Genomic DNA, 19,133 nt, shown 5'->3' on the forward strand with positions numbered 1-19,133 from the left:
GTCTCCGCCCCGTTCGGCCTCGCCCCCGCCCCCGCCCTCCCCCGCGTCCGCGCGTCGTCCGCGACGATCCACCGCCGGTGCAGCTCGATCAGTTCCTCGCGCTCGGCCCCGCACAGCCGCGCGAACCGCTCGACCGCCGCGAACTCGGCCGGTACGGCGTCCCCGTTGCAGTAGCGGTGCAGGGTCGAGGCGCTGACGTGCAGCCGCCCGGCGAGCACCCCGTAACTGCGCCCCGAACGTTCCTTCAGCCGCCGCAGCAGCGCGCCCAACTCCTGGGCCTCCGGTGTGGTCGCCACCGTGCCCCTCCCCGTGATCGGTGCCCTCGCGTCCCGGAACGGCATTCCAGGCAGGGGCCGTTCCCGCTGGTCACCGTACCCGTGAGCATTCCGGCGTCCCTCATGGGCCGTGCGGCGTTGCGGCCGGAATCCGCCGCCCCGCAACCTGGGACCACGCCGCACGGCACCGGTCGACGGAACGTGCGGCAGTCGCAGACCGACCGAAAAGCAACGACATCCACGGGGGTTCCACCACCATGCGCACACACCGCGTCCGCGTCGCCGCCGCTGCGGCCGTCACCGCCGCCGCCCTCTCCCTCACCGCCTGCCAGGGCTCGGCGGGCGGGACGCGGGACGAGGGCAGGGCCTCGTCCCCGACCACGACCGCGCCGACCACCACCGCGCCGACGACGGCACCGGAGCCCACGTCGACGTCCACGCCGGCACCCACCTCCACGACCGCGGACCCGGCCCCCTCAGGCAACGCCAGCACCTCCCCGCAGGGCTCCTCCGGCACCACCCCCGCCCCCGGCAAGAGCAAGGGCAACGGCAAGGGCGGGAGCGGGGGCGGCGGGAAGGACACGGCGGTGGACCGGCCGTGCGACGCGTCGGCCGTGCGGGTCGTCTACAGCCCGGTCAGCCGCCCGCTCAACCACGCGCTGCTCACCGTCACCAACACCGGCCGCACGGCGTGCAACGCCTACTACGCCCCGGTGCTGCGCCTCGACGACGGGCAGGCGGCGGTCGCGGTCGAGCAGAGCAGCAAGCCGCAGGCGGTCGTCACCCTGTTCCCGGGCGAGAGCGCGTACGCGGCGATGATCCTGTCGGCGGCCGACGGCAGCGGGAAGCACGGCCGGACGTCGAAGTCCCTGACCGTGTGGTTCGCCCCGCGCGACAACTCCGGTTCGGCCGGGGGCCCGGCGGTCCTGAAGCTGCCCGCCGGCACGTACACAGACAGCACCACCCGGGTCACGTACTGGCAGAGCTCGATGGAGAACGCCCTGTCCTTCTGACCGGCCTCCCGACCGGCCCCCTTCCGGACGGCCTCACCGAATGCCGTGCGAGGTCCGTCCGGACACCTCGTCGATCTCCGTGTGGGCCTTCTGGAGGAGCTGCGAGGCGAGGTCCATCAGGGCGCGCGCCCCGGCGATCTCCTCTCCGACCCGCAGCTGGTCCGGGTCGGAGGGGTGCCGGTTCGCGGTGCCGTGGGCCCGGAACTCGGTGCCGTCGCCGAGCCGGACCATGGCGGCGGCCCGCGTCCGGTCGCCCTCCTCCTGGAACTCCATCTCCACGTGCCATCCGACCAGCGTGTGCATCATGAGGACCACCTCCGGCGAGGGACCTGTCGGCTACTCCTCCAGGGTGCGCCGGTCGACGGTCCCCCACCAGCCAGGGACGGTCAGACGCCGTGGCGGAGCTTCCGCGCGACCTCGGTCGCCCAGTACGTGAGGATCATCTGCGCGCCGGCCCGCCGGATGCCGGTGAGGGACTCCAGGATCGCCTTGTCGCGGTCGATCCAGCCCCTCTGGGCGGCGGCCTCGACCATCGCGTACTCGCCGCTGATCTGGTACGCGGCGACCGGCACGTCCACGGCGTCGGCGACCTTGGCGAGGACGTCGAGGTACGGTCCCGCGGGCTTGACCATGACCATGTCCGCGCCCTCCTCCAGGTCGAGCGCCAGCTCGCGCATCGACTCGCGGAGGTTGGCCGGGTCCTGCTGGTAGGTCTTGCGGTCGCCCTTGAGGGAGGAGCCGACGGCCTCGCGGAAGGGGCCGTAGAAGGCGGAGGAGTACTTCACGGTGTACGCGAGGATCGCGACGTCCTCCTTGCCGATGGTGTCGAGGGCGTCGCGGATCACGCCGACCTGGCCGTCCATCATCCCGGAGGGGGCGACGACGTGGGCGCCGGCGTCGGCCTGGACCTGGGCCATCTCGGCGTACCGTTCCAGCGTGGCGTCGTTGTCGACGCGCCCCTCGGCGTCGAGGACGCCGCAGTGGCCGTGGTCGGTGAACTCGTCGAGGCACAGGTCGGACATGATCACGAGGTCGTCGCCGACCTCGGCCCGTACGTCCCGGAGGGCGAGCTGGAGGATCCCGTCGGGGTCGGTGCCGACGGTGCCGGCGGCGTCCTTCTTGGCGTCCTCGGGCACGCCGAAGAGCATGATCCCGGAGACCCCGGCCTCCAGCGCCTCCACGGCGGCCTTCCGCAGGGTGTCGCGCGTGTGCTGCACGACCCCGGGCATCGCCTCGATCGGCACGGGTTCGGTGATTCCCTCGCGCACGAACGCGGGCAGGATCAGGTCGGCCGGGTGCAGTCGCGTCTCGGCCACCATCCGGCGCATGACGGGCGTCGTCCGCAGCCGCCGCGGGCGCGCCCCGGGAAAGGATCCGTACGAGTTCATACGGTCGAGGCTACGCCCGCGCGGACGGTGCACTTGCCGACAGGGTGTTGCCGCGAAAACCCGCGGGGACCCGGGCAACGCGAAAGGTGCGGGCCCCGTGAGGGACCCGCACCCCGGCGAACGGGAACCGCTACGTCGTCCGGCGCCGTCTCGCGCCCGGCCGGCGCTCGCTCGGCCGCGTCACCGGGTCGCCCGCCTCCAGGGCGGACTCGCGGCGGCGCGTGCCGAAGTCCGCGAGGGCCTCGGCCAGCTTGTGGACGGACGGCTCGGGCGACAGGACGTCGACCCGCAGGCCGTGCTCCTCCGCCGTCTTGGCGGTGGCGGGGCCGATGCAGGCGATGACCGTGACGTTGTGCGGCTTGCCGGCGATCCCGACGAGGTTCCGCACGGTCGACGACGAGGTGAAGAGGACCGCGTCGAAGCCGCCGCCCTTGATCGCCTCGCGGGTGTCGGCCGGCGGCGGCGAGGCCCGTACGGTCCGGTAGGCGGTGACGTCGTCGACCTCCCACCCGAGCTCGATGAGGCCCGCGACCAGGGTCTCGGTCGCGATGTCGGCGCGCGGCAGGAAGACGCGGTCGATCGGGTCGAAGACCGGGTCGTACGGCGGCCAGTCCTCCAGGAGTCCGGCGGCGGACTGCTCGCCGCTGGGCACCAGGTCGGGCTTGACGCCGAAGTCGACGAGCGCGGCGGCGGTCTGCTCGCCCACCGCGGCGACCTTGATCCCGGCGAAGGCGCGGGCGTCGAGCCCGTACTCCTCGAACTTCTCGCGGACGGCCTTCACGGCGTTGACGGAGGTGAAGGCGATCCACTCGTAGCGGCCGGTGACCAGGCCCTTGACCGCGCGCTCCATCTGCTGCGGGGTGCGCGGCGGCTCGACGGCGATGGTCGGGACCTCGTGCGGGACGGCGCCGTACGAGCGCAGCTGGTCGGAGAGCGAGGCGGCCTGCTCCTTGGTGCGCGGCACGAGGACCCGCCAGCCGAAGAGCGGCTTGGACTCGAACCACGACAGCTGGTCCCGCTGCGCCGGGGCGCTGCGCTCGCCGACCACGGCTATGACCGGCCGGTGGCCCTCGGGCGAGGGGAGGACCTTGCCCTGCTTGAAGACCTGGGCGATGGTGCCGAGGGTGGCGTTCCAGGTCCGCTGGCGGGTGGTGGTGCCGGCGATGGTGACGGTGAGCGGGGTGTCAGGCTTGCGGCCGGCCGCGACCAGTTCGCCCGCGGCGGCGGCCACCGAGTCGAGGGTGGTGGAGACGACGACGGTGCCGTCGGAGGCGCCTACCTCGCTCCAGCACCGCTCGTCGGCGGTGCGGGCGTCGACGAAGCGCACGTCGGTGCCCTGGGCGTCGCGCAGCGGTACGCCGGCGTACGCGGGGACGCCGACGGCGGTGGCGACGCCGGGGACGACCTCGAAGGGGATGCCCTCGGCGGCGCAGGCGAGCATCTCGGCTCCGGCGTTGCCGTCGAGGCCGGGGTCGCCGGTCACCGCACGGACGACCCGCCTGCCGCCCCTCGCGGCCTCCATGACAAGATTGGCCGCGTCCCTCAACACGGGGACTCCGGCGGCTGTTGACGCCTCGTCGACAACCGCCAGTTCCGGCGTGCTCACCCCCGCGCGCGCATGGCCGCGGACGACGTCGAGGACCTCCGGCTCGGCGATCAGGACGTCCGCTCCCGCGAGGGCCTCGACGGCCCTGAGGGTCAGGAGTCCGGGGTCGCCCGGTCCCGCGCCGAGGAAGGTGACGTGTCCGTGGCCCGCGAAGGCCGGGGACAGGGGGCTGGTGGTCGGGCTGGTGGGGTTCAAAGTGCTCGCTCCCCCATAAGACCGGCCGCACCCTTGGCGAGCATCTCGTCCGCGAGTACGCGTCCGAGCGCCATGGCCTCGTCGTGCGAGGTGGGTACGGGTCCGGTGGTGGACAGCTGCACCAGCGTCGAGCCGTCGGTGGTGCCGACGACGCCGCGCAGGCGCATTTCGGTGACAGCCTGCCCGTGACCGGGGTCGTCGGCCAGCAGGTCGGCGAGCGCACCCACGGGTGCGGAACAGCCGGCCTCCAGGGCGGCGAGCAGGGAACGCTCGGCGGTCACGGCGGCCCGCGTGTGCGGGTCGTCGAGAGCGGCGAGCGCGGCGACGAGTCCGGCGTCGGACGCCGGACACTCGACGGCGAGGGCCCCCTGGCCGGGGGCGGGCAGCACGGCGTCGACCGGGAGGCGGTCGGCGCTCAGGGAGCCGGTGAGCTCCTCGGTGCCGCCGATCCGGTTGAGTCCGGCCGCGGCGAGGACCACCGCGTCGAGTTCTCCGCTGCGGACGTAGCCGACGCGGGTGTCGATGTTGCCCCGGATCGGGACGCAGGTGATCTCCAGGCCGTGGCTGCGCGCGTAGGCGTGGAGCTGGGCCATGCGGCGCGGCGAGCCGGTGCCGACCCGGGCGCCCTTGGGCAGCCGGTCGAGCGTGGTGCCGGCGGGGGCGATCAGGACGTCGCGGGGGTCCTCGCGGCGGGGGATCGCGGCCACGACGAGGTCGGGGTGCGGGGTGGTCGGCAGGTCCTTCAGCGAGTGGACGGCGAAGTCCACCTCGCCGGCGAGCAGCGCGTCGCGCAGGGCGGCGACGAAGACGCCGGTGCCGCCGATCTGCGCGAGGTGCTCGCGGGAGGTGTCCCCGTACGTCGTGATCTCCACGAGCTCGACGGGCCGGCCGGTCAGCTGCCGTACGGCGTCGGCCACGTGCCCGGACTGGGCCATGGCGAGCTTGCTGCGCCTGGTCCCGAGCCTCAGTGCCCTCTCGGTCATACTCGCCCTCGGTTCTTGACGTCGGCGTCATTCAGGTCGGCCCGGCTGACGGCGGCGACCGTCTCCGGGTCGAGGTCGAAGAGTGTCCGCAGCGCGTCCGCGTACCCGGCGCCGCCGGGCTCGCTGGCGAGCTGCTTGACCCGCACGGTCGGCGCGTGCAGGAGCTTGTCGACCACGCGGCGCACGGTCTGGGTGATCTCGGCGCGCTGCTTCTCGTCGAGGTCGGGGAGCCGGCCTTCGAGGCGCGTGACCTCGCTGGTCACCACGTCGGCGGCCATGGCGCGCAGGGCGACGACGGTGGGGGTGATGTGGGCGGCGCGCTGGGCGGCGCCGAAGGCGGCGACCTCGTCGGAGACGATGGCCCGGACCTGGTCGACGTCGGCGGCCATGGGGGCGTCGGCGGAGGCCTCGGCGAGCGACTCGATGTCGACGAGCCGGACGCCGGGGACGCGGTGGGCGGCGGCGTCGATGTCGCGGGGCATGGCGAGGTCGAGCAGGGCGAGGGGGGCGCGGCGGTCCCGTGCGGCGGCCGCGACGCCGTCGCCGGTGAGGACGAGTCCGGTGGCGCCGGTGCAGGAGACGACGACGTCGGCGCGGTCGAGTTCGTCGCCGACGGCAACCATCTCGGCCGCGCGTGCGGCGACTCCGGTGCCGCCGGGCTCGTTCAGGATCTGGGCGAGGCGCTCGGCGCGGGCGAGGGTGCGGTTGGCGATGACGATCTCGGCGACGCCGGAGCGGGCGAGGGTGGCGGCGGCCAGGGAGGACATGGAGCCGGCGCCGATGACGAGGGCCTTCTTGCCCTTGGCCCAGGTCCCGACGTCCTCGCCGTCGGCGAGCTGTTCCAGGCCGAAGGTGACGAGCGACTGTCCGGCCCGGTCGATGCCGGTCTCGCTGTGGGCGCGCTTGCCGACCCGCAGGGCCTGCTGGAAGAGGTCGTTGAGGAGGCGTCCGGCGGTGTGGAGTTCCTGGCCGAGGGCGAGGGCGTCCTTGATCTGGCCGAGGATCTGGCCCTCGCCGACGACCATGGAGTCCAGGCCGCAGGCCACCGAGAAGAGGTGGTGGACGGCCCGGTCCTCGTAGTGCACGTAGAGGTAGGGGGTGAGCTCGTCCAGGCCGACGCCGCTGTGCTGGGCGAGGAGCGTGGACAGCTCGGCGACGCCGGCGTGGAACTTGTCGACGTCGGCGTAGAGCTCGATGCGGTTGCAGGTGGCCAGGACGGTGCCCTCGGTGGCCGGTTCGGCGGCGAGGGTGTCCTGGAGGAGCTTGGTGCGGGTGTCGGCCGGCAGGGCGGCCCGCTCCAGGATGGAGACGGGGGCGCTGCGGTGGCTGAGTCCGACGACGAGGAGGCTCATGCCGGCATCACGGCGGGGACGTCCCCGTCGGGTCCCTTGCGGCCGCCGGTGCCCGTGGTGCCACGGGGGGCGGGCGGCACGGCGGCGGGGGCGTGCTCCGCGCCGTCGTCGGCCCCGGCGTCCTCGCCGGCCTTGCGCTGCTCGTGGAAGGCGAGGATCTGGAGCTCGATGGAGAGGTCGACCTTGCGCACGTCGACGCCGTCGGGCACGGAGAGCACGGTCGGGGCGAAGTTCAGGATGGAGGTGACGCCGGCGGCCACGAGGCGGTCGCAGACCTGCTGGGCGACGCCGGCCGGGGTGGCGATGACGCCGATGGAGACGCCGTCGTCCTCGACGATCCGCTCCAGGTCGTCGCTGTGCTGGACGGGGATGCCGGCGACGGGACGGCCGGTCATGGCGGGGTCGGCGTCGATCAGCGCGGCGACGCGGAAGCCGCGGGAGGCGAAGCCGCCGTAACCGGCCAGGGCGGCGCCGAGGTTGCCGATGCCGACGATGACGACGGGCCAGTCCTGCGTGAGGCCCAGCTCGCGGGAGATCTGGTAGACGAGGTACTCGACGTCGTAGCCGACCCCGCGGGTGCCGTAGGAGCCGAGGTAGCTGAAGTCCTTGCGCAGCTTCGCGGAGTTGACCCCCGCCGCGGCCGCGAGCTCCTCGGAGGAGACCGTGGGTACGGAGCGCTCCGAGAGCGCGGTCAGCGCGCGCAGATACAGCGGAAGCCGGGCGACGGTGGCCTCGGGAATTCCTCGGCTACGGGTCGCCGGTCGGTGAGTTCGGCCAGTTGCCACGGTGCTCCTGCGGGATGAGCGGGGCTGCAGGCGGCCGTATGTCCCAAGACCGCCCCGTCGAATGCAGGCTATGTCTTTGTGAACGCGTGCACAAAGATGGTGTCCGTTTTGTCCGGCCAAAGTGACCGGGGTCACGCGGCCGGTTCCCGTTGTCGCGGAACCGCGGAGAAGATCGGCGCGTCGAGAACCCGAAGGGGGCAAAACCGCACACTCTCCTCACGATGACGCCCCCGAAACCCAACAAAACGTCCATGATGGTAACCGGGTTTCGGTCACGCACCCAGTTCGCGCCGGAGCCGGTCGGCGTCCACGCGCCAGAAGGTGTGCTGCTCCCCGTCGACCAGGACGACGGGGATCTGCTCCCAGTGCGCCCGGTACAGCTCCTCGTCGCGGGTGATGTCCTTCTCCTCCCAGGACGCCCCCGTCTCCGCGCACACGGCCTCGACCACCGCCCGCGCGTCGTCGCAGAGATGACATCCCGGCCTGCCGATGAGGGTCACGGTCCGCGCCCCGGCGTCCGCCTTCTTCTTCCGTCCGAACATGGCGCCCATTCTGTCCCGCCGGCGCACCGGACCCCGCCCGCCGCAACCGGTTCCGGACGTGACCCGATTAACAGAGGAGCACCCCACTGTTCACGCCGCGGCATCGTCACAAGTCGGGAAGTACCGAACAGACTGGCTATGCTCACGGCATGGCCGCTCTGGGATGGCTCACCCCTCGTAGGCGCTCCGCCACCGCGCGCAGCGTCCTCGCAGGCGAGGCCGCTGCCGAGGCAGCGCGCAAGACCTCGCTCCAGCTGGAACGGGAGCGGGAGGAGGCCTCGGCCGAACCCCCCGCCGAGCCCGAGTTCCCGGTCGTCGGGGACGTGCGGGCGGCCGCCTTCTTCGACCTCGACAACACCGTCATGCAGGGCGCCGCGATCTTCCACTTCGGCCGCGGCCTGTACAAGCGGAAGTTCTTCCAGCGCCGCGAGCTCGCCCGCTTCGCCTGGCAGCAGGCCTGGTTCCGGCTCGCCGGCGTCGAGGACCCCGAGCACATGCAGGACGCCCGCGAGAGCGCCCTGTCCATCGTCAAGGGCCACCGCGTCTCCGAACTGATGAGCATCGGCGAGGAGATCTACGACGAGTACATGGCCGACCGGATCTGGCCCGGCACCCGCGGCCTCGCCCAGGCGCACCTGGACGCGGGCCAGAAGGTGTGGCTCGTCACGGCCGCCCCGGTCGAGACGGCCACGATCATCGCCCGCCGGCTCGGCCTGACCGGCGCGCTCGGCACGGTCGCCGAGTCCGTCGACGGCGTCTACACCGGCAGGCTGGTCGGCGAGCCCCTGCACGGACCGGCCAAGGCCGAGGCGGTACGGGCCCTCGCCACCGCCGAGGGGCTCGACCTGGGCCGCTGCGCCGCGTACAGCGACTCGCACAACGACATCCCGATGCTCTCGCTCGTCGGGCACCCGTACGCGATCAACCCGGACACCAAGCTCCGGAAGCACGCGAAGGACCGGGAGTGGCGGCTGCGCGACTACCGGACCGGGCGCAAGGCCGCCAAGGTCGGCATCCCCGCCGCCGCGGGCCTGGGCGCGCTGGCCGGCGGCACGGCCGCCGCGGTCGCCCTGCACCGCCGCCGCCACTGACCCCGGACGTCCCCGCGGCCCCCGCCCGCCGCCCCTGAGCTGCCGATACGTTTCGGCTGCGATCATCTGCGACAACCCCGGACCGGGCGCCCTCACCCGTCCGTGGTCGAACAGCACCGCACAGGTCGACTCCCGGGCATTCCCGGCCCCTTACCCCGCAGCGGCCCCGATCACGCGCGCAGCTCTCACTTGAGCACAACAGAACGTGCACGTGATCACATTCGAAAGCAGACCGATCAACAACCAGTCACGAACTGGACCTTGATCCGACTGTAAGCAGTAACAGATACGACGGAACCGGCGATTTCTGCAACTGGGTGTAGCGCTGCCTGTACGAAGCGTTATTCTCCTCAGACGCACAAAGGACCCCTCACGTCGCCACGACGGGTGAACGGTCCCGCACTGCACGTGATGGAAGCTCTGCCTCTGGGAGTCCCGTGTACCCACACGTCGGGGTTGACACCTCGGGCCTGGCTACGCTGCGCGCAACGGTCCTCGACCACTTGCGCGGCTTCGTCCCCACCGCGTACGCCGGCCCTGTCCCCGCCTTCGCCTTCGCCGCACCGGCACCCGTCGGACCTTGCTACGCCCTGGCCGACGGCGGCGCCGCCGTGGGCAGACGCGGCGCCCGTTCCGGCACCTCGACCGCCTCCCGCCGTCCCGCCGCGGACAGCGACAGCGCCCGCATGATGGACCTCGTCGAACGGGCCCAGGCGGGCGAGGCCGAGGCCTTCGGCCGCCTGTACGACCAGTACAGCGACACGGTCTACCGCTACATCTACTACCGCGTCGGCGGGAAGGCGACCGCGGAGGACCTCACCAGCGAGACCTTCCTGCGCGCCCTGCGCCGGATCTCCACCTTCACCTGGCAGGGCCGCGACTTCGGCGCCTGGCTCGTCACCATCGCCCGGAACCTGGTCGCCGACCACTTCAAGTCCAGCCGCTTCCGGCTCGAGGTCACCACCGGCGAGATGCTCGACGCCAACGAGGTGGAACGCAGCCCCGAGGACTCCGTCCTGGAGTCCCTCTCCAACGCCGCCCTCCTCGACGCGGTCCGCCGCCTCAACCCCCAGCAGCAGGAGTGCGTGACCCTGCGCTTCCTCCAGGGCCTCTCGGTCGCCGAGACCGCCCGCGTCATGGGGAAGAACGAGGGGGCGATCAAGACCCTCCAGTACCGGGCGGTCCGCACCCTGGCGCGCCTCCTCCCCGACGACGCCCGCTGAGCGGCCGCCGGTCACCGGTCGCCGACCCGTCGGTCACCGGCCCGCCGGTCCACTGATCACCGACAGCCGGTTCGCCGGTTGTCGATCGTCCGGCACCCCACGCGCCGGGCCCCGCCCCTCCCCCCACATGTCCCACGACCCCCGTCCAACTCACAGTCGGTGACGCCTCGATGACGCACTGGTCCGATCATCTCTCGCGCGTAACCCAAGTGCCGCGCCGCTCGTTGTGCGGGATGCAGGCTCCCTGTGGTCACGCCATGCCCGCAGCCACTCACTCTTTCGTGTGGTCGCGCTCAAGGTGTGCAACCCTCCGGACACCCCGGGGAGTCGACCGTCATGACGAGAGGAGGTGCCGCCAGTGATCGCGAACGTATCGGCGCACCGGCGGGCGAACGCCTTCGCCCAGGCCCTGGAGGACCGGGCGTCCGAGGGCGCTGCGGCCGAGCAGCCCGAGACCCCGGCCGAACCGGCCGAACCTGCGCAGCAGGGACGGCTCCTGGCCTTGGCGAACGGGCTCGGCGAGCTGCCCAAGCCACAGCTGGACCCCGAGGTCAAAGTGGTGCAGCGGGCCCAGTTGGTCGCCGCCATGGAAGCGATGCTCATGGAAGGGGGCGCGGCCGCCGGCCCCACGGTCCCGGAGCAACGGACGTCGACCGGCAAGGGAGCCCACCGGGCCTCCCCGCTCCGGAAGCTCCGTCCCCGGTCCCGCTGGACCAAGGGGCTCGCCGCCGGCGGCCTCACGGTCGGCGTGGCCGCGGGAGCCTTCGGCGGAGTGGCCGCCGCCAGCTCCGACGCGCTCCCCGGTGACTCGCTCTACGGGCTGAAGCGGGGGATGGAGGACATCAAGCTGGGCATGGCGGACGACGACGCGGACCGCGGCGGCATCTACCTCGACCAGGCCTCCACCCGCCTCAGCGAGGCCCGCCGCCTCATGGAGCGCGGCCGCGCGGGCGACCTCGACCACGAGTCGCTCGCCGAGATCCGCCGCGTCCTGGGCGGGATGAAGCACGACGCCACCGAGGGCCACCGGCTGCTCCGCCAGGCGTACGAGCGGGACGGCGTCATCGCCCCGATGGCCCGGCTCAACTCCTTCGCCCAGGCCCACCGGGACACCTGGGACGGCCTCCGCGACCGGCTCCCCGTGCAGCTCGCGGACGTCGGCAGCGAGGTCACGCACGTCTTCGACGCCATAGACGAAGAGGTCGAGCCGCTCCAGTCGGTGCTCCCCCGCACCCCCGAGAAGGGCGCGGTCGGCACCGAGGGCCCCCGCAGCACGCCCGGCGCGCCGCAGGAGTCCCGGGAGACGGACACCCAGCGTCCGCCGGCCGGCCGCGAGACCCCGTCCTCGGGCGACCCGACCACGGCGCCCCGCCCGTCGGCCCCCGGTACGGACGCGGGCCCGGGCACCGACAGCGGCACCGCCACCCCGCCGAAGGACGACGGTCTCATCGGCGGCGGCAGCGGCGGACTGCTCAAGCCCTCGCCGACCGGGACGACAACGTCCCCGCCGGCGGCGGACCAGCCGGTTCCCGACGTCCCCGACGTCACCATCCCGCCCATCCTGCCCGGCCTGCTTCCCGGCCTGGGCATCGACAGCGAGGACGCTCGCTGACAAGAGGAAGGGGCGCCCCCACGGACGGGGGGCGCCCCTTCTTCATGCCCGCGCCCGGACGGCCGGACCCGAGAAGAACTCAGAAGAACTCAGAAGAACACCGACCGCCGCTGCACCAGCAACTTGTAGAGCGTGTGCTGGATCTGCTCCCGCACCTGGTCCGTCAGGTTGAACATCAGCATCGGGTCCTCCGCCGCCTCCGGCGCGTAGGAGTCCGTCGGGATCGGCTCCCCGAACTGGATCGTCCACTTCGTCGGCAGCGGCAGCGCGCCCAGCGGCCCCAGCCACGGGAAGGTCGGGGTCAGCGGGAAGTACGGCAGGCCGAGGATCCGCGCCAGGGTCTTCGCGTTCCCGACCATCGGGTACATCTCCTCCGCGCCCACGATCGAGCACGGCACGATCGGCACCCCGGCCCGCAGCGCCGTCGAGACGAACCCGCCCCGCCCGAACCGCTGGAGCTTGTACCGCTCCCCGAAGGGCTTCCCGATCCCCTTGAAGCCCTCCGGCATCACCCCGACGACCTCGCCGGCCCGCAGCAGCCGCTCCGCGTCCTCCGCGCACGCCAGGGTGTGCCCCGCCTTGCGCGCCAGCTCGTTGACGACCGGCAGCACGAAGACCAGGTCCGCTGCGAGCAGCCGCAGGTGCCGCCCCGCCGGATGGTGGTCGTGGACGGCGACCTGCATCATCAGGCCGTCCAGCGGCAGCGTCCCCGAGTGGTTGGCGACGATCAGCGCCCCGCCCTCGGCCGGGATGTTCTCGACGCCCTTCACCTCCACCCGGAAGTACTTCTCGTACAGCGGGCGCAGCAGCGACATCAGGACCTGGTCGGTGAGCTCCTCGTCGTAGCCGAACTCGTCGACCTCGTACTCGCCGGTGATCCGCCGCCGCAGGAACGCGAGCCCGCCCGCGAGCCACCGCTCCCAGCCGCCCCCGGCGTCCGGCGGCTCCGGGGCGACGGGCGCGGCCGGCTCCTCCACCGCCCGGACGGCGGGGGGTTCCGGCTCCTGCGGCCCCGGCAGGGCCCGTACGGCCGCCGCCTCGCCGTCGGCCCGGGCGGGCCTGCGGCGGGCCCGTGAGCGGTCGTCGTCGAAGGGAATGACCTTGGCGTCCGCCATCGCAGTCGGGCCTCCTCAGGCGCCGTCGTGAACTGTGGGAACTCCGGGGGGAGAAGCGGGGGCCAGGCGCCCGGCCAGCCGGTCCACCGCCCCGGCCAGCGCCTCCGGCGGCAGCAGCCCCCGCCCCCGGCCGCGCGCGAAGTCCGCGAAGGCCTCCGCCGTGGTGTGCCGGGGCGAGAAGCCGAAGACCTCGCGCGTGTGGACCGTCGAGACGACCCGGCCGTGCGTGAGCAGCCGGATCTGCTCGGGCGCGAAGTCGGTGATCCCGACCGTGCGCAGCGCCGTCCCCACCCAGGTGACCGCCGGGAGCAGCACCGGCACCGTCGGCCGGCCGAGTCGCCGCGCGCACTGGGAGAGGAGCAGCACCCCGTCCCCGGCCACGTTGAAGGTGCCGCTGTTCTGGGTGGCCCTGCGGGGCTCGTGCGCCGCCAGGCGCAGGACGTCGATCACGTCGTCCTCGTGGACGAACTGGAGCCGCGGGTCGTAGCCGAGGACGGTCGGCAGGACCGGCAGCGCCAGGTACTCGGTCAGCGGGGAGTCGATCCGGGGCCCCAGGATGTTCGCGAACCTCAGCACGCACACGGCCACGTCGGGGCGGCGCCGGGCGAAGCCCCGCACGTACCCCTCGACCTCGACGGCGTCCTTCGCGAAGCCCCCGCTCGGCAGCGCCTTCGCGGGCGTCGTCTCGGTGAAGACGGCCGGGTCGCGCGGCGCGGAGCCGTACACGCTCGTACTGGACTTGACGACGAGGCGCGCGATCCGCGGCGACTTCTGGCAGGCGCCGAGCAGCTGCATGGTGCCGATGACGTTGGTCTCCTTGACCGACGTCCGGCCGCCCCCGCCGAGCGCCGTCCCGGTGACGTCCAGGTGGACCACCGTGTCGACGTCGTGCTCGACGAGGACCTTCGCGATCTCGGGGCGGCGGATGTCCACCCGTACGAAGTCGGCGGCGCCGAGCTGGTGCGCCGGGTCGACCGCGTCCACCGCGATCACCCGCTCCACCTCGGGGTCCCGCTGGATCCGCCGCACGAAGCGGCCGCCGAGGTGCCGGGCGGCACCGGTGACGAGCACGACCCTGCCCAAGATCAGCGCCTTCCGTCCGTCTTCCGTTGGTCGCCACCGTAGCGCTTTCAGATTTCGGCGCAATAAAAGCGTGGCCCTCCACCGCGAACGGTGAAGGGCCACGCCCGACGCACTGAATGCTGCGGTGCAGCGGTCGCCTTACTTCTTGTTGCGACGCTGAACGCGCGTGCGCTTGAGCAGCTTGCGGTGCTTCTTCTTCGCCATCCGCTTGCGCCGCTTCTTGATAACAGAGCCCACGACTACCCTCGCTCACTTCTCGGAACATTCCCGCTCGGCGGGAATCGGTGCGGGGCGTCTGGGCCCACACGACCTACGTCGGCCTAGCCTACCGTCCCGAGCACCTCGCTCGTAATCCGAGGGCAACATCCGGCTCTCCCCGGGGCCGCCCGGAGTCCTTCCGGGCTTTTCCGGGGCCGTGCCGCGCGCTCGCTACGCGGTTCCCACCCCCACGTAGGACTCCCGGAGGTACTCGTGCACCGCCTGTTCCGGCACCCGGAAGGACCTGCCCACCCGGATCGCCGGCAGATGACCGCTGTGCACCAAGCGGTACACGGTCATCTTCGAGACGCGCATCACCGAGGCGACTTCCGCCACGGTCAGAAACTTGACCTCGTTGAGAGGTCGATCGCCAGCAGCCATGACCCACCTGTACCTTCCGCCGCGACGCCCACCGGCTTCCCCTCCGGTGACTCTTCGTCGCCGAGCGCTCACGATCCAGAGTAGGGGCGGGTGGTACGAGTGGGGAAGAGGAGCCACCACCGGCCGTTTACCGTGACAGACGGGCCCGATTGAGTACATAGCGCGTCAGCGGGAGGTACGAGGCGGAGCGCACCCCGTCGTCGAGCGGCACCACCGCCGACACCTGCCCCTCCGCCTCCCCGACGAACAGCGCGGGATCGTCCGTATCGGCGAGCCCGATGGCCTCGATACCCAGCTGACCTGCCCCGCAGACCCATCCGTGGTCCCCGACCACCAGCTCCGGAAGCGGCCCGCCGGAGTCGGCCGCGCTCTCCAGGGCGGCCCTGACCGGGAGCGGCGAATGGGAGTGCGCCCCCGGTGCGCGCCCGCCTCCGGGCGGTCCGGGTTCCCGCACGAACGCCACCCCCCGCGCGTAGTCGAGGAGGTGCGTGCGTACGCCGAACCGGGTCGTCATGTCGACACATCTCCCCTGCGCCGGGGTGAGGACAAGACATCCCGCCGCCGACAAGGCGTCTGCGAGAGCGGCGTAGAAACCGAGCAACCGGTGCGGATGGCCCGTCCCCAGGAGCACCGGAACCCGCCGCGCCGCCGCCGCGCCGAGCCGCGCCGCGAAGGCGTCGAGCCCCCGCACCGTCCGCTCCGGATCGATGGCGTCCGGCCCGGACCGGTGCCCCGGGTCCCCCGACACCCCGCACCTGTCGGCCATGAGCCGCAGCAGCCCGGCCTCGTCCCAGGCCCGCACCGGGTCGAGCCCGAGCAGTACCCGGGGGTCGCGCGCGGCGAAGAGCCGGTAGCTCCGCAGGTTCTCCTCCCGCGGGGTCGCGACCGTGCCCGCCAACCCCGCCGCCAACAGATGCGCCCGCAGCGCCCCGGTACTCAACACCCTTCGATGCTGCCGGAACACGGCCGCCGGGGGACCCGAACCCCCCGGACGCCCCACCGTCGGCGTAACTTCCGGTAGGGCGTTCTCCGGACGGGTGGGCCTAGGCCAGCAGCCCCCGCAGTGGGAAGGCGGCCCTGCGGGTCGCGATCACCGCCTGGTCGAGCCGGTCGGCCGGGTCGTACCCCCCGGTCCAGTCCCGGAAGTCCACCGGCCACCGCCCGTCCGTCATCCGCGCGGGCCCCAACTGCCGCGTCCGCGCGTACACCTCGTCCCGCCAGGACGAGGGGATCACCGACGCCGGGTCCACGGGCGCGTGCGCCGCGATCCCCACCAGGTGCGTCCACGACCGGGGTACGACGTCGACCACCGCGTATCCGCCGCCGCCGAGCGCCAGCCACTTGCCCCCGGCGTGCTCGTGCGCCAGCTCGTGGCAGGCTTCCTGGACCGCCCGCTGGGCGTCGAGGGAGACCGCCAGGTGGGCGAGCGGGTCCTCGAAGTGCGTGTCCGCCCCGTGCTGCGTCACGAGGACCTGCGGCCGGAAGTCCGCGAGCAGCTCCGGCACGACCGCGTGGAAGGCCCGCAGCCACCCCGCGTCCCCGGTCCCGGCCGGCAGCGCCACGTTCACGGCCCCGCCCTCGCCGGCCCCGGGCGCACCGGTCTCCTCCGGCCATCCGGTCTGCGGGAACAGCGTCCTCGGGTGCTCGTGCAGCGAGACCGTCAGGACCCGCGGGTCCTCCCAGAACGCCGCCTGCACCCCGTCCCCGTGGTGCACGTCCACGTCCACGTACGCCACCCGCTCCGCGCCCAGTTCGAGCAGCCGGGCGATGGCGAGCGAGGCGTCGTTGTAGATGCAGAAGCCCGCGGCCGCCCCGGGCATCGCGTGGTGCAGCCCGCCGGAGAAGTTGACCGCGTGCGCGGCCTCCCCGCGCCACACGGCCTCCGCCGCCCCCACCGACTGCCCGGCGATCAGCGCCGACACCTCGTGCATCCCGGCGAACGCCGGGTCGTCGACCGTGCCGAGCCCGTACGCCTGGTCGGCCCGGCGCGGATCGGCCGAGGCCGCCCGCACGGCCGTCACGTAGTCCTCGCGGTGCACGAGCCGCAGCGTCGAGTCCCCGGCCGGCTTCGCCGCGACCACGTCGACCGCCCGGTCGAGCCCGTAGGCCCGCACCAGCGACATCGTCAGCGCGAGCCGTACCGGATCCATCGGATGCTCGGACCCGAAGTCGTACTGCGTGACAGCTTCATCCCACATCAACAGTGCGCGGCCGCTCATGCCCGCCACCGTATCGGGCCCCTCGCGAGCCGAACGACGTGGCGTACGCCACCGTCGCGAGGACGAGCACCATCGGCACCAGCATGGCGCCGCGGTAGCTCCACGCGTCCCCGAGCGCCCCCACGAGCGGCGAACCGATCAGGAAGCCGACGTAGTTGAAGACGTTGAGCCGGGCGACGGCCGCGTCGCTGTTCCCGGGGAAGAGCCGCCCGGCGGCGGCGAAGGTCTGCGGCACGATCACGCTGAGCCCGAGCCCGAGGAGCGTGAACGCCGCGATCCCCGCCCAGGCGCCCGGCGCCACCGCGACGAGCCCGAACCCGAGCGCGGCGAGCACGGCCCCGCCGCGCACGACCGCCGCGGCCCCGAGCCGGCGCACCCCGAAGTCCCCGACGGCCCGCCCGAGGAGCGTCGTCACCATGTACGCGTTGTACGGCACGGTCGCCAGCTCCTCGGAGCTGTGCAGCACGTCCTGGAGGTACTTGGCGCTCCAGTTGGCGACCGTGGAGTCCCCGATGTACGCGAAGGTCATGACGAGGCAGAGCGGCAGCAGCAGCTTGAACGCGACCCCGCCACCGCCCTTCTCCGGGTCCTTCTCCGCGCTCTCCTCGGGTGCGGGCCCGTCGCCGCCGGCCGCGTACCAGCGGCTGCCGACGAGCGCGAGGGGCAACAGGACGGCCACGACCGGCAGATAGGACGTGAACAGCGACAGGTGCCAGTGCGCCCCCGCCCAGGCGAGCGAGGCCCCCACGATCCCGCCGAGGCTGTACGCGGCGTGGAAGCCGAGCATGATGCTCCGCCCGTACGCCCGCTGGAGGCTCACGCCCAGCATGTTCATGGAGGCGTCCAGGGCGCCCACGGCGAGCCCGAAGAGCCCGAGGGCGACGGCCGCCTCCCACAGCTCCGTGCCGGCGCCCACGGCGAGCAGGGCCAGCAGGACGAAGGGCTGCGACCAGCGCAGTACCACGGCGGGCCCCACCCGGGCGACGACCTTCTCGGTCGTCACGCTCGCCACTCCGGCGAGGATCGGCACGGCCGCCAGGAAGGCGGGCAGCAGCGCGTCGGATATCCCGTACCGGTCCTGAATCGCGGGTATCCGGGTCACGAGCAGGGCGAACGTGACCCCCTGCACGAAGAAACCGACCGCCAGGGATCCCCGCCCACGCCGCAACCGCGCATCCGTCATGGCGGCACAGCGTACGGCCGGAACCTACTCCTGGGTAGATGGATCAGAGACCCAAAATCGCGGGGAGCTCGTCCATCCTCCGGAAGAACCCCCGGGCCCCGGCGAGCTTCTCCTCGGGCGTCATCGCGGTGAACCCGTACACGTCCATCCCGGCGGCCAGGGCGGCCCGCACGCCGAGCGGGCTGTCCTCGACGACGACGCACCGCCCGGGCTCGACGCCCATCCGCGCGGCGGCGTGCAGGAACAGGTCCGGCGCCGGCTTGCCCCGGCCGACGTCCTCGGAGCTGAAGACGTTCCCGTCCCGGAACCAGGCGTCGAGCCCGGTCTTCCGGTGCCCGACCCCGATCCGCTCGTGACTCCCCGAGGAGGCCACGCAGTACGGGATCCCGGCGTCGACGAGCCGCTTCAGCACGTTCTCGGCCCCGGGCACGGGCTCCAACTCGGCCTGGAACGCGGCGAAGACGCGCGCGTGGAAGACGTCGTCGAAGTCCACGGGCAACCGCTGCCCGGTCCGCTCCTCGACCAGGTCGTGCACGCGATGCATGGCGGACCCCATGTAGTCCCGCAGGGAGTCCTCGTACGAGGTGGGGTGCCCGAGCTCCGTCAGATAGCCGGCCAACAGGGTGTTGGAGATCGGCTCGCTGTCCACCAGCACACCGTCGTTGTCGAAGATGACCAAGTCGTATCGCATGGCACCAGCCTAGAACTCGTCCGGAACGTGCCCTGAACGCAGAAAAGCCCCGCACCAGAAGGTGCGGGGCTTTCCCACAATGATTGTTCGGCGGTGTCCTACTCTCCCACAGGGTCCCCCCTGCAGTACCATCGGCGC

General features: G+C 72.8%; 19 protein-coding genes and 1 pseudogene. 4 read left to right on the forward strand and 16 right to left on the reverse strand.

Annotated features, from left to right (window positions below; all coding sequences use genetic code 11):
* Nucleotides 1–101: 101 nt before the first annotated feature.
* Nucleotides 102–341: pseudogene (locus ACIQVI_RS29145) on the reverse strand (helix-turn-helix domain-containing protein); the annotation flags it as partial.
* A gap of 191 nt (nt 342–532) precedes the next feature.
* On the opposite strand from ACIQVI_RS29145, the gene ACIQVI_RS29150 reads away from it, so the two are divergent.
* Nucleotides 533–1,288 (forward strand): DUF4232 domain-containing protein, encoded by a 756-nt coding sequence (locus ACIQVI_RS29150; protein WP_351972786.1) that lies wholly within the window; start codon nt 533–535, stop codon nt 1,286–1,288.
* A 33-nt stretch (nt 1,289–1,321) separates the two neighbouring features.
* On the opposite strand, the gene ACIQVI_RS29155 is transcribed toward ACIQVI_RS29150, so the two are convergent.
* The 7 genes from ACIQVI_RS29155 to ACIQVI_RS29185 all read right to left on the reverse strand — a co-directional run bounded on the left by ACIQVI_RS29155 (nt 1,322) and on the right by ACIQVI_RS29185 (nt 8,148).
* On the reverse strand, nt 1,322–1,591 hold the full coding sequence (locus ACIQVI_RS29155) for a DUF1876 domain-containing protein (protein WP_351972792.1): 270 nt from the start codon (nt 1,589–1,591) through the stop codon (nt 1,322–1,324).
* Nucleotides 1,592–1,674: 83 nt separating this feature from the next.
* Nucleotides 1,675–2,676, reverse strand: coding sequence for a porphobilinogen synthase (gene hemB, locus ACIQVI_RS29160; RefSeq protein ID WP_351972785.1), 1,002 nt, complete (start codon nt 2,674–2,676; stop codon nt 1,675–1,677).
* 130 nt (nt 2,677–2,806) lie between these two features.
* Nucleotides 2,807–4,477 carry a uroporphyrinogen-III synthase gene (locus ACIQVI_RS29165; protein WP_403601193.1) on the reverse strand — a complete coding sequence of 557 codons (1,671 nt, stop codon included), beginning with the start codon at nt 4,475–4,477 and terminating at the stop codon, nt 2,807–2,809.
* Nucleotides 4,474–5,460: a hydroxymethylbilane synthase gene (gene hemC, locus ACIQVI_RS29170; protein ID WP_403601196.1), complete on the reverse strand. Its 987-nt coding sequence runs from the start codon at nt 5,458–5,460 to the stop codon at nt 4,474–4,476. The genes ACIQVI_RS29165 and hemC overlap by 4 nt, the downstream gene beginning before the upstream one ends.
* On the reverse strand, nt 5,457–6,812 hold the full coding sequence (locus ACIQVI_RS29175; RefSeq protein ID WP_403601199.1) for a glutamyl-tRNA reductase: 1,356 nt from the start codon (nt 6,810–6,812) through the stop codon (nt 5,457–5,459). The genes hemC and ACIQVI_RS29175 overlap by 4 nt, the downstream gene beginning before the upstream one ends.
* Entirely contained in the window at nt 6,809–7,597 is a 789-nt protein-coding gene (locus tag ACIQVI_RS29180; protein WP_351972270.1) for a redox-sensing transcriptional repressor Rex, read from the reverse strand. Before ACIQVI_RS29180 ends, ACIQVI_RS29175 begins: the two co-directional genes overlap by 4 nt.
* 272 nt (nt 7,598–7,869) lie before the next feature.
* The gene (locus tag ACIQVI_RS29185) at nt 7,870–8,148 is read right to left on the reverse strand and encodes a glutaredoxin family protein (protein ID WP_351972271.1); all 279 of its coding nucleotides are present in this window, start codon (nt 8,146–8,148) and stop codon (nt 7,870–7,872) included.
* A gap of 140 nt (nt 8,149–8,288) precedes the next feature.
* Between ACIQVI_RS29185 and ACIQVI_RS29190 the strand changes: the two genes are divergently transcribed.
* The 3 genes from ACIQVI_RS29190 to ACIQVI_RS29200 all read left to right on the forward strand — a co-directional run bounded on the left by ACIQVI_RS29190 (nt 8,289) and on the right by ACIQVI_RS29200 (nt 12,065).
* Nucleotides 8,289–9,230, forward strand: coding sequence for an HAD-IB family hydrolase (locus tag ACIQVI_RS29190; protein ID WP_351972272.1), 942 nt, complete (start codon nt 8,289–8,291; stop codon nt 9,228–9,230).
* A gap of 437 nt (nt 9,231–9,667) precedes the next feature.
* A complete protein-coding gene (locus ACIQVI_RS29195; protein WP_062754486.1) occupies nt 9,668–10,453 on the forward strand; it encodes an ECF subfamily RNA polymerase sigma factor, BldN family in 786 nt (261 codons plus the stop codon).
* A 358-nt stretch (nt 10,454–10,811) separates the two neighbouring features.
* Nucleotides 10,812–12,065, forward strand: coding sequence for a DUF5667 domain-containing protein (locus ACIQVI_RS29200; protein ID WP_403601204.1), 1,254 nt, complete (start codon nt 10,812–10,814; stop codon nt 12,063–12,065).
* A gap of 89 nt (nt 12,066–12,154) precedes the next feature.
* On the opposite strand, the gene ACIQVI_RS29205 is transcribed toward ACIQVI_RS29200, so the two are convergent.
* From ACIQVI_RS29205 to ACIQVI_RS29240, 8 genes are all read right to left on the reverse strand, one after another.
* Entirely contained in the window at nt 12,155–13,180 is a 1,026-nt protein-coding gene (locus ACIQVI_RS29205) for a lysophospholipid acyltransferase family protein (protein WP_403601207.1), read from the reverse strand.
* A gap of 15 nt (nt 13,181–13,195) precedes the next feature.
* On the reverse strand, nt 13,196–14,263 hold the full coding sequence (locus ACIQVI_RS29210; RefSeq protein WP_121828926.1) for an NAD-dependent epimerase/dehydratase family protein: 1,068 nt from the start codon (nt 14,261–14,263) through the stop codon (nt 13,196–13,198).
* 138 nt (nt 14,264–14,401) lie between these two features.
* Nucleotides 14,402–14,500, reverse strand: a complete 99-nt coding sequence (locus ACIQVI_RS29215; RefSeq protein WP_003948845.1) for a 30S ribosomal protein bS22 — start codon at nt 14,498–14,500, stop codon at nt 14,402–14,404.
* A gap of 192 nt (nt 14,501–14,692) precedes the next feature.
* Complete coding sequence (locus tag ACIQVI_RS29220; protein WP_030219271.1) at nt 14,693–14,902, reverse strand: helix-turn-helix domain-containing protein; 210 nt, start codon at nt 14,900–14,902, stop codon at nt 14,693–14,695.
* Between the two features lie 127 nt (nt 14,903–15,029).
* Entirely contained in the window at nt 15,030–15,845 is an 816-nt protein-coding gene (locus ACIQVI_RS29225; RefSeq protein ID WP_351972275.1) for a phosphatase, read from the reverse strand.
* A gap of 100 nt (nt 15,846–15,945) precedes the next feature.
* Nucleotides 15,946–17,121 (reverse strand): acetoin utilization protein AcuC, encoded by a 1,176-nt coding sequence (locus tag ACIQVI_RS29230; protein ID WP_351972276.1) that lies wholly within the window; start codon nt 17,119–17,121, stop codon nt 15,946–15,948.
* A complete protein-coding gene (locus ACIQVI_RS29235) occupies nt 17,090–18,304 on the reverse strand; it encodes an MFS transporter (RefSeq protein ID WP_351972277.1) in 1,215 nt (404 codons plus the stop codon). Before ACIQVI_RS29235 ends, ACIQVI_RS29230 begins: the two co-directional genes overlap by 32 nt.
* Before the next feature lie 43 nt (nt 18,305–18,347).
* Complete coding sequence (locus ACIQVI_RS29240) at nt 18,348–18,995, reverse strand: HAD family hydrolase (RefSeq protein ID WP_403601213.1); 648 nt, start codon at nt 18,993–18,995, stop codon at nt 18,348–18,350.
* Nucleotides 18,996–19,133 lie beyond the last annotated feature (138 nt).

Source organism: Streptomyces sp. NPDC098101, assembly GCF_044760185.1.
Taxonomy (GTDB): Bacteria; Actinomycetota; Actinomycetes; order Streptomycetales; family Streptomycetaceae; genus Streptomyces.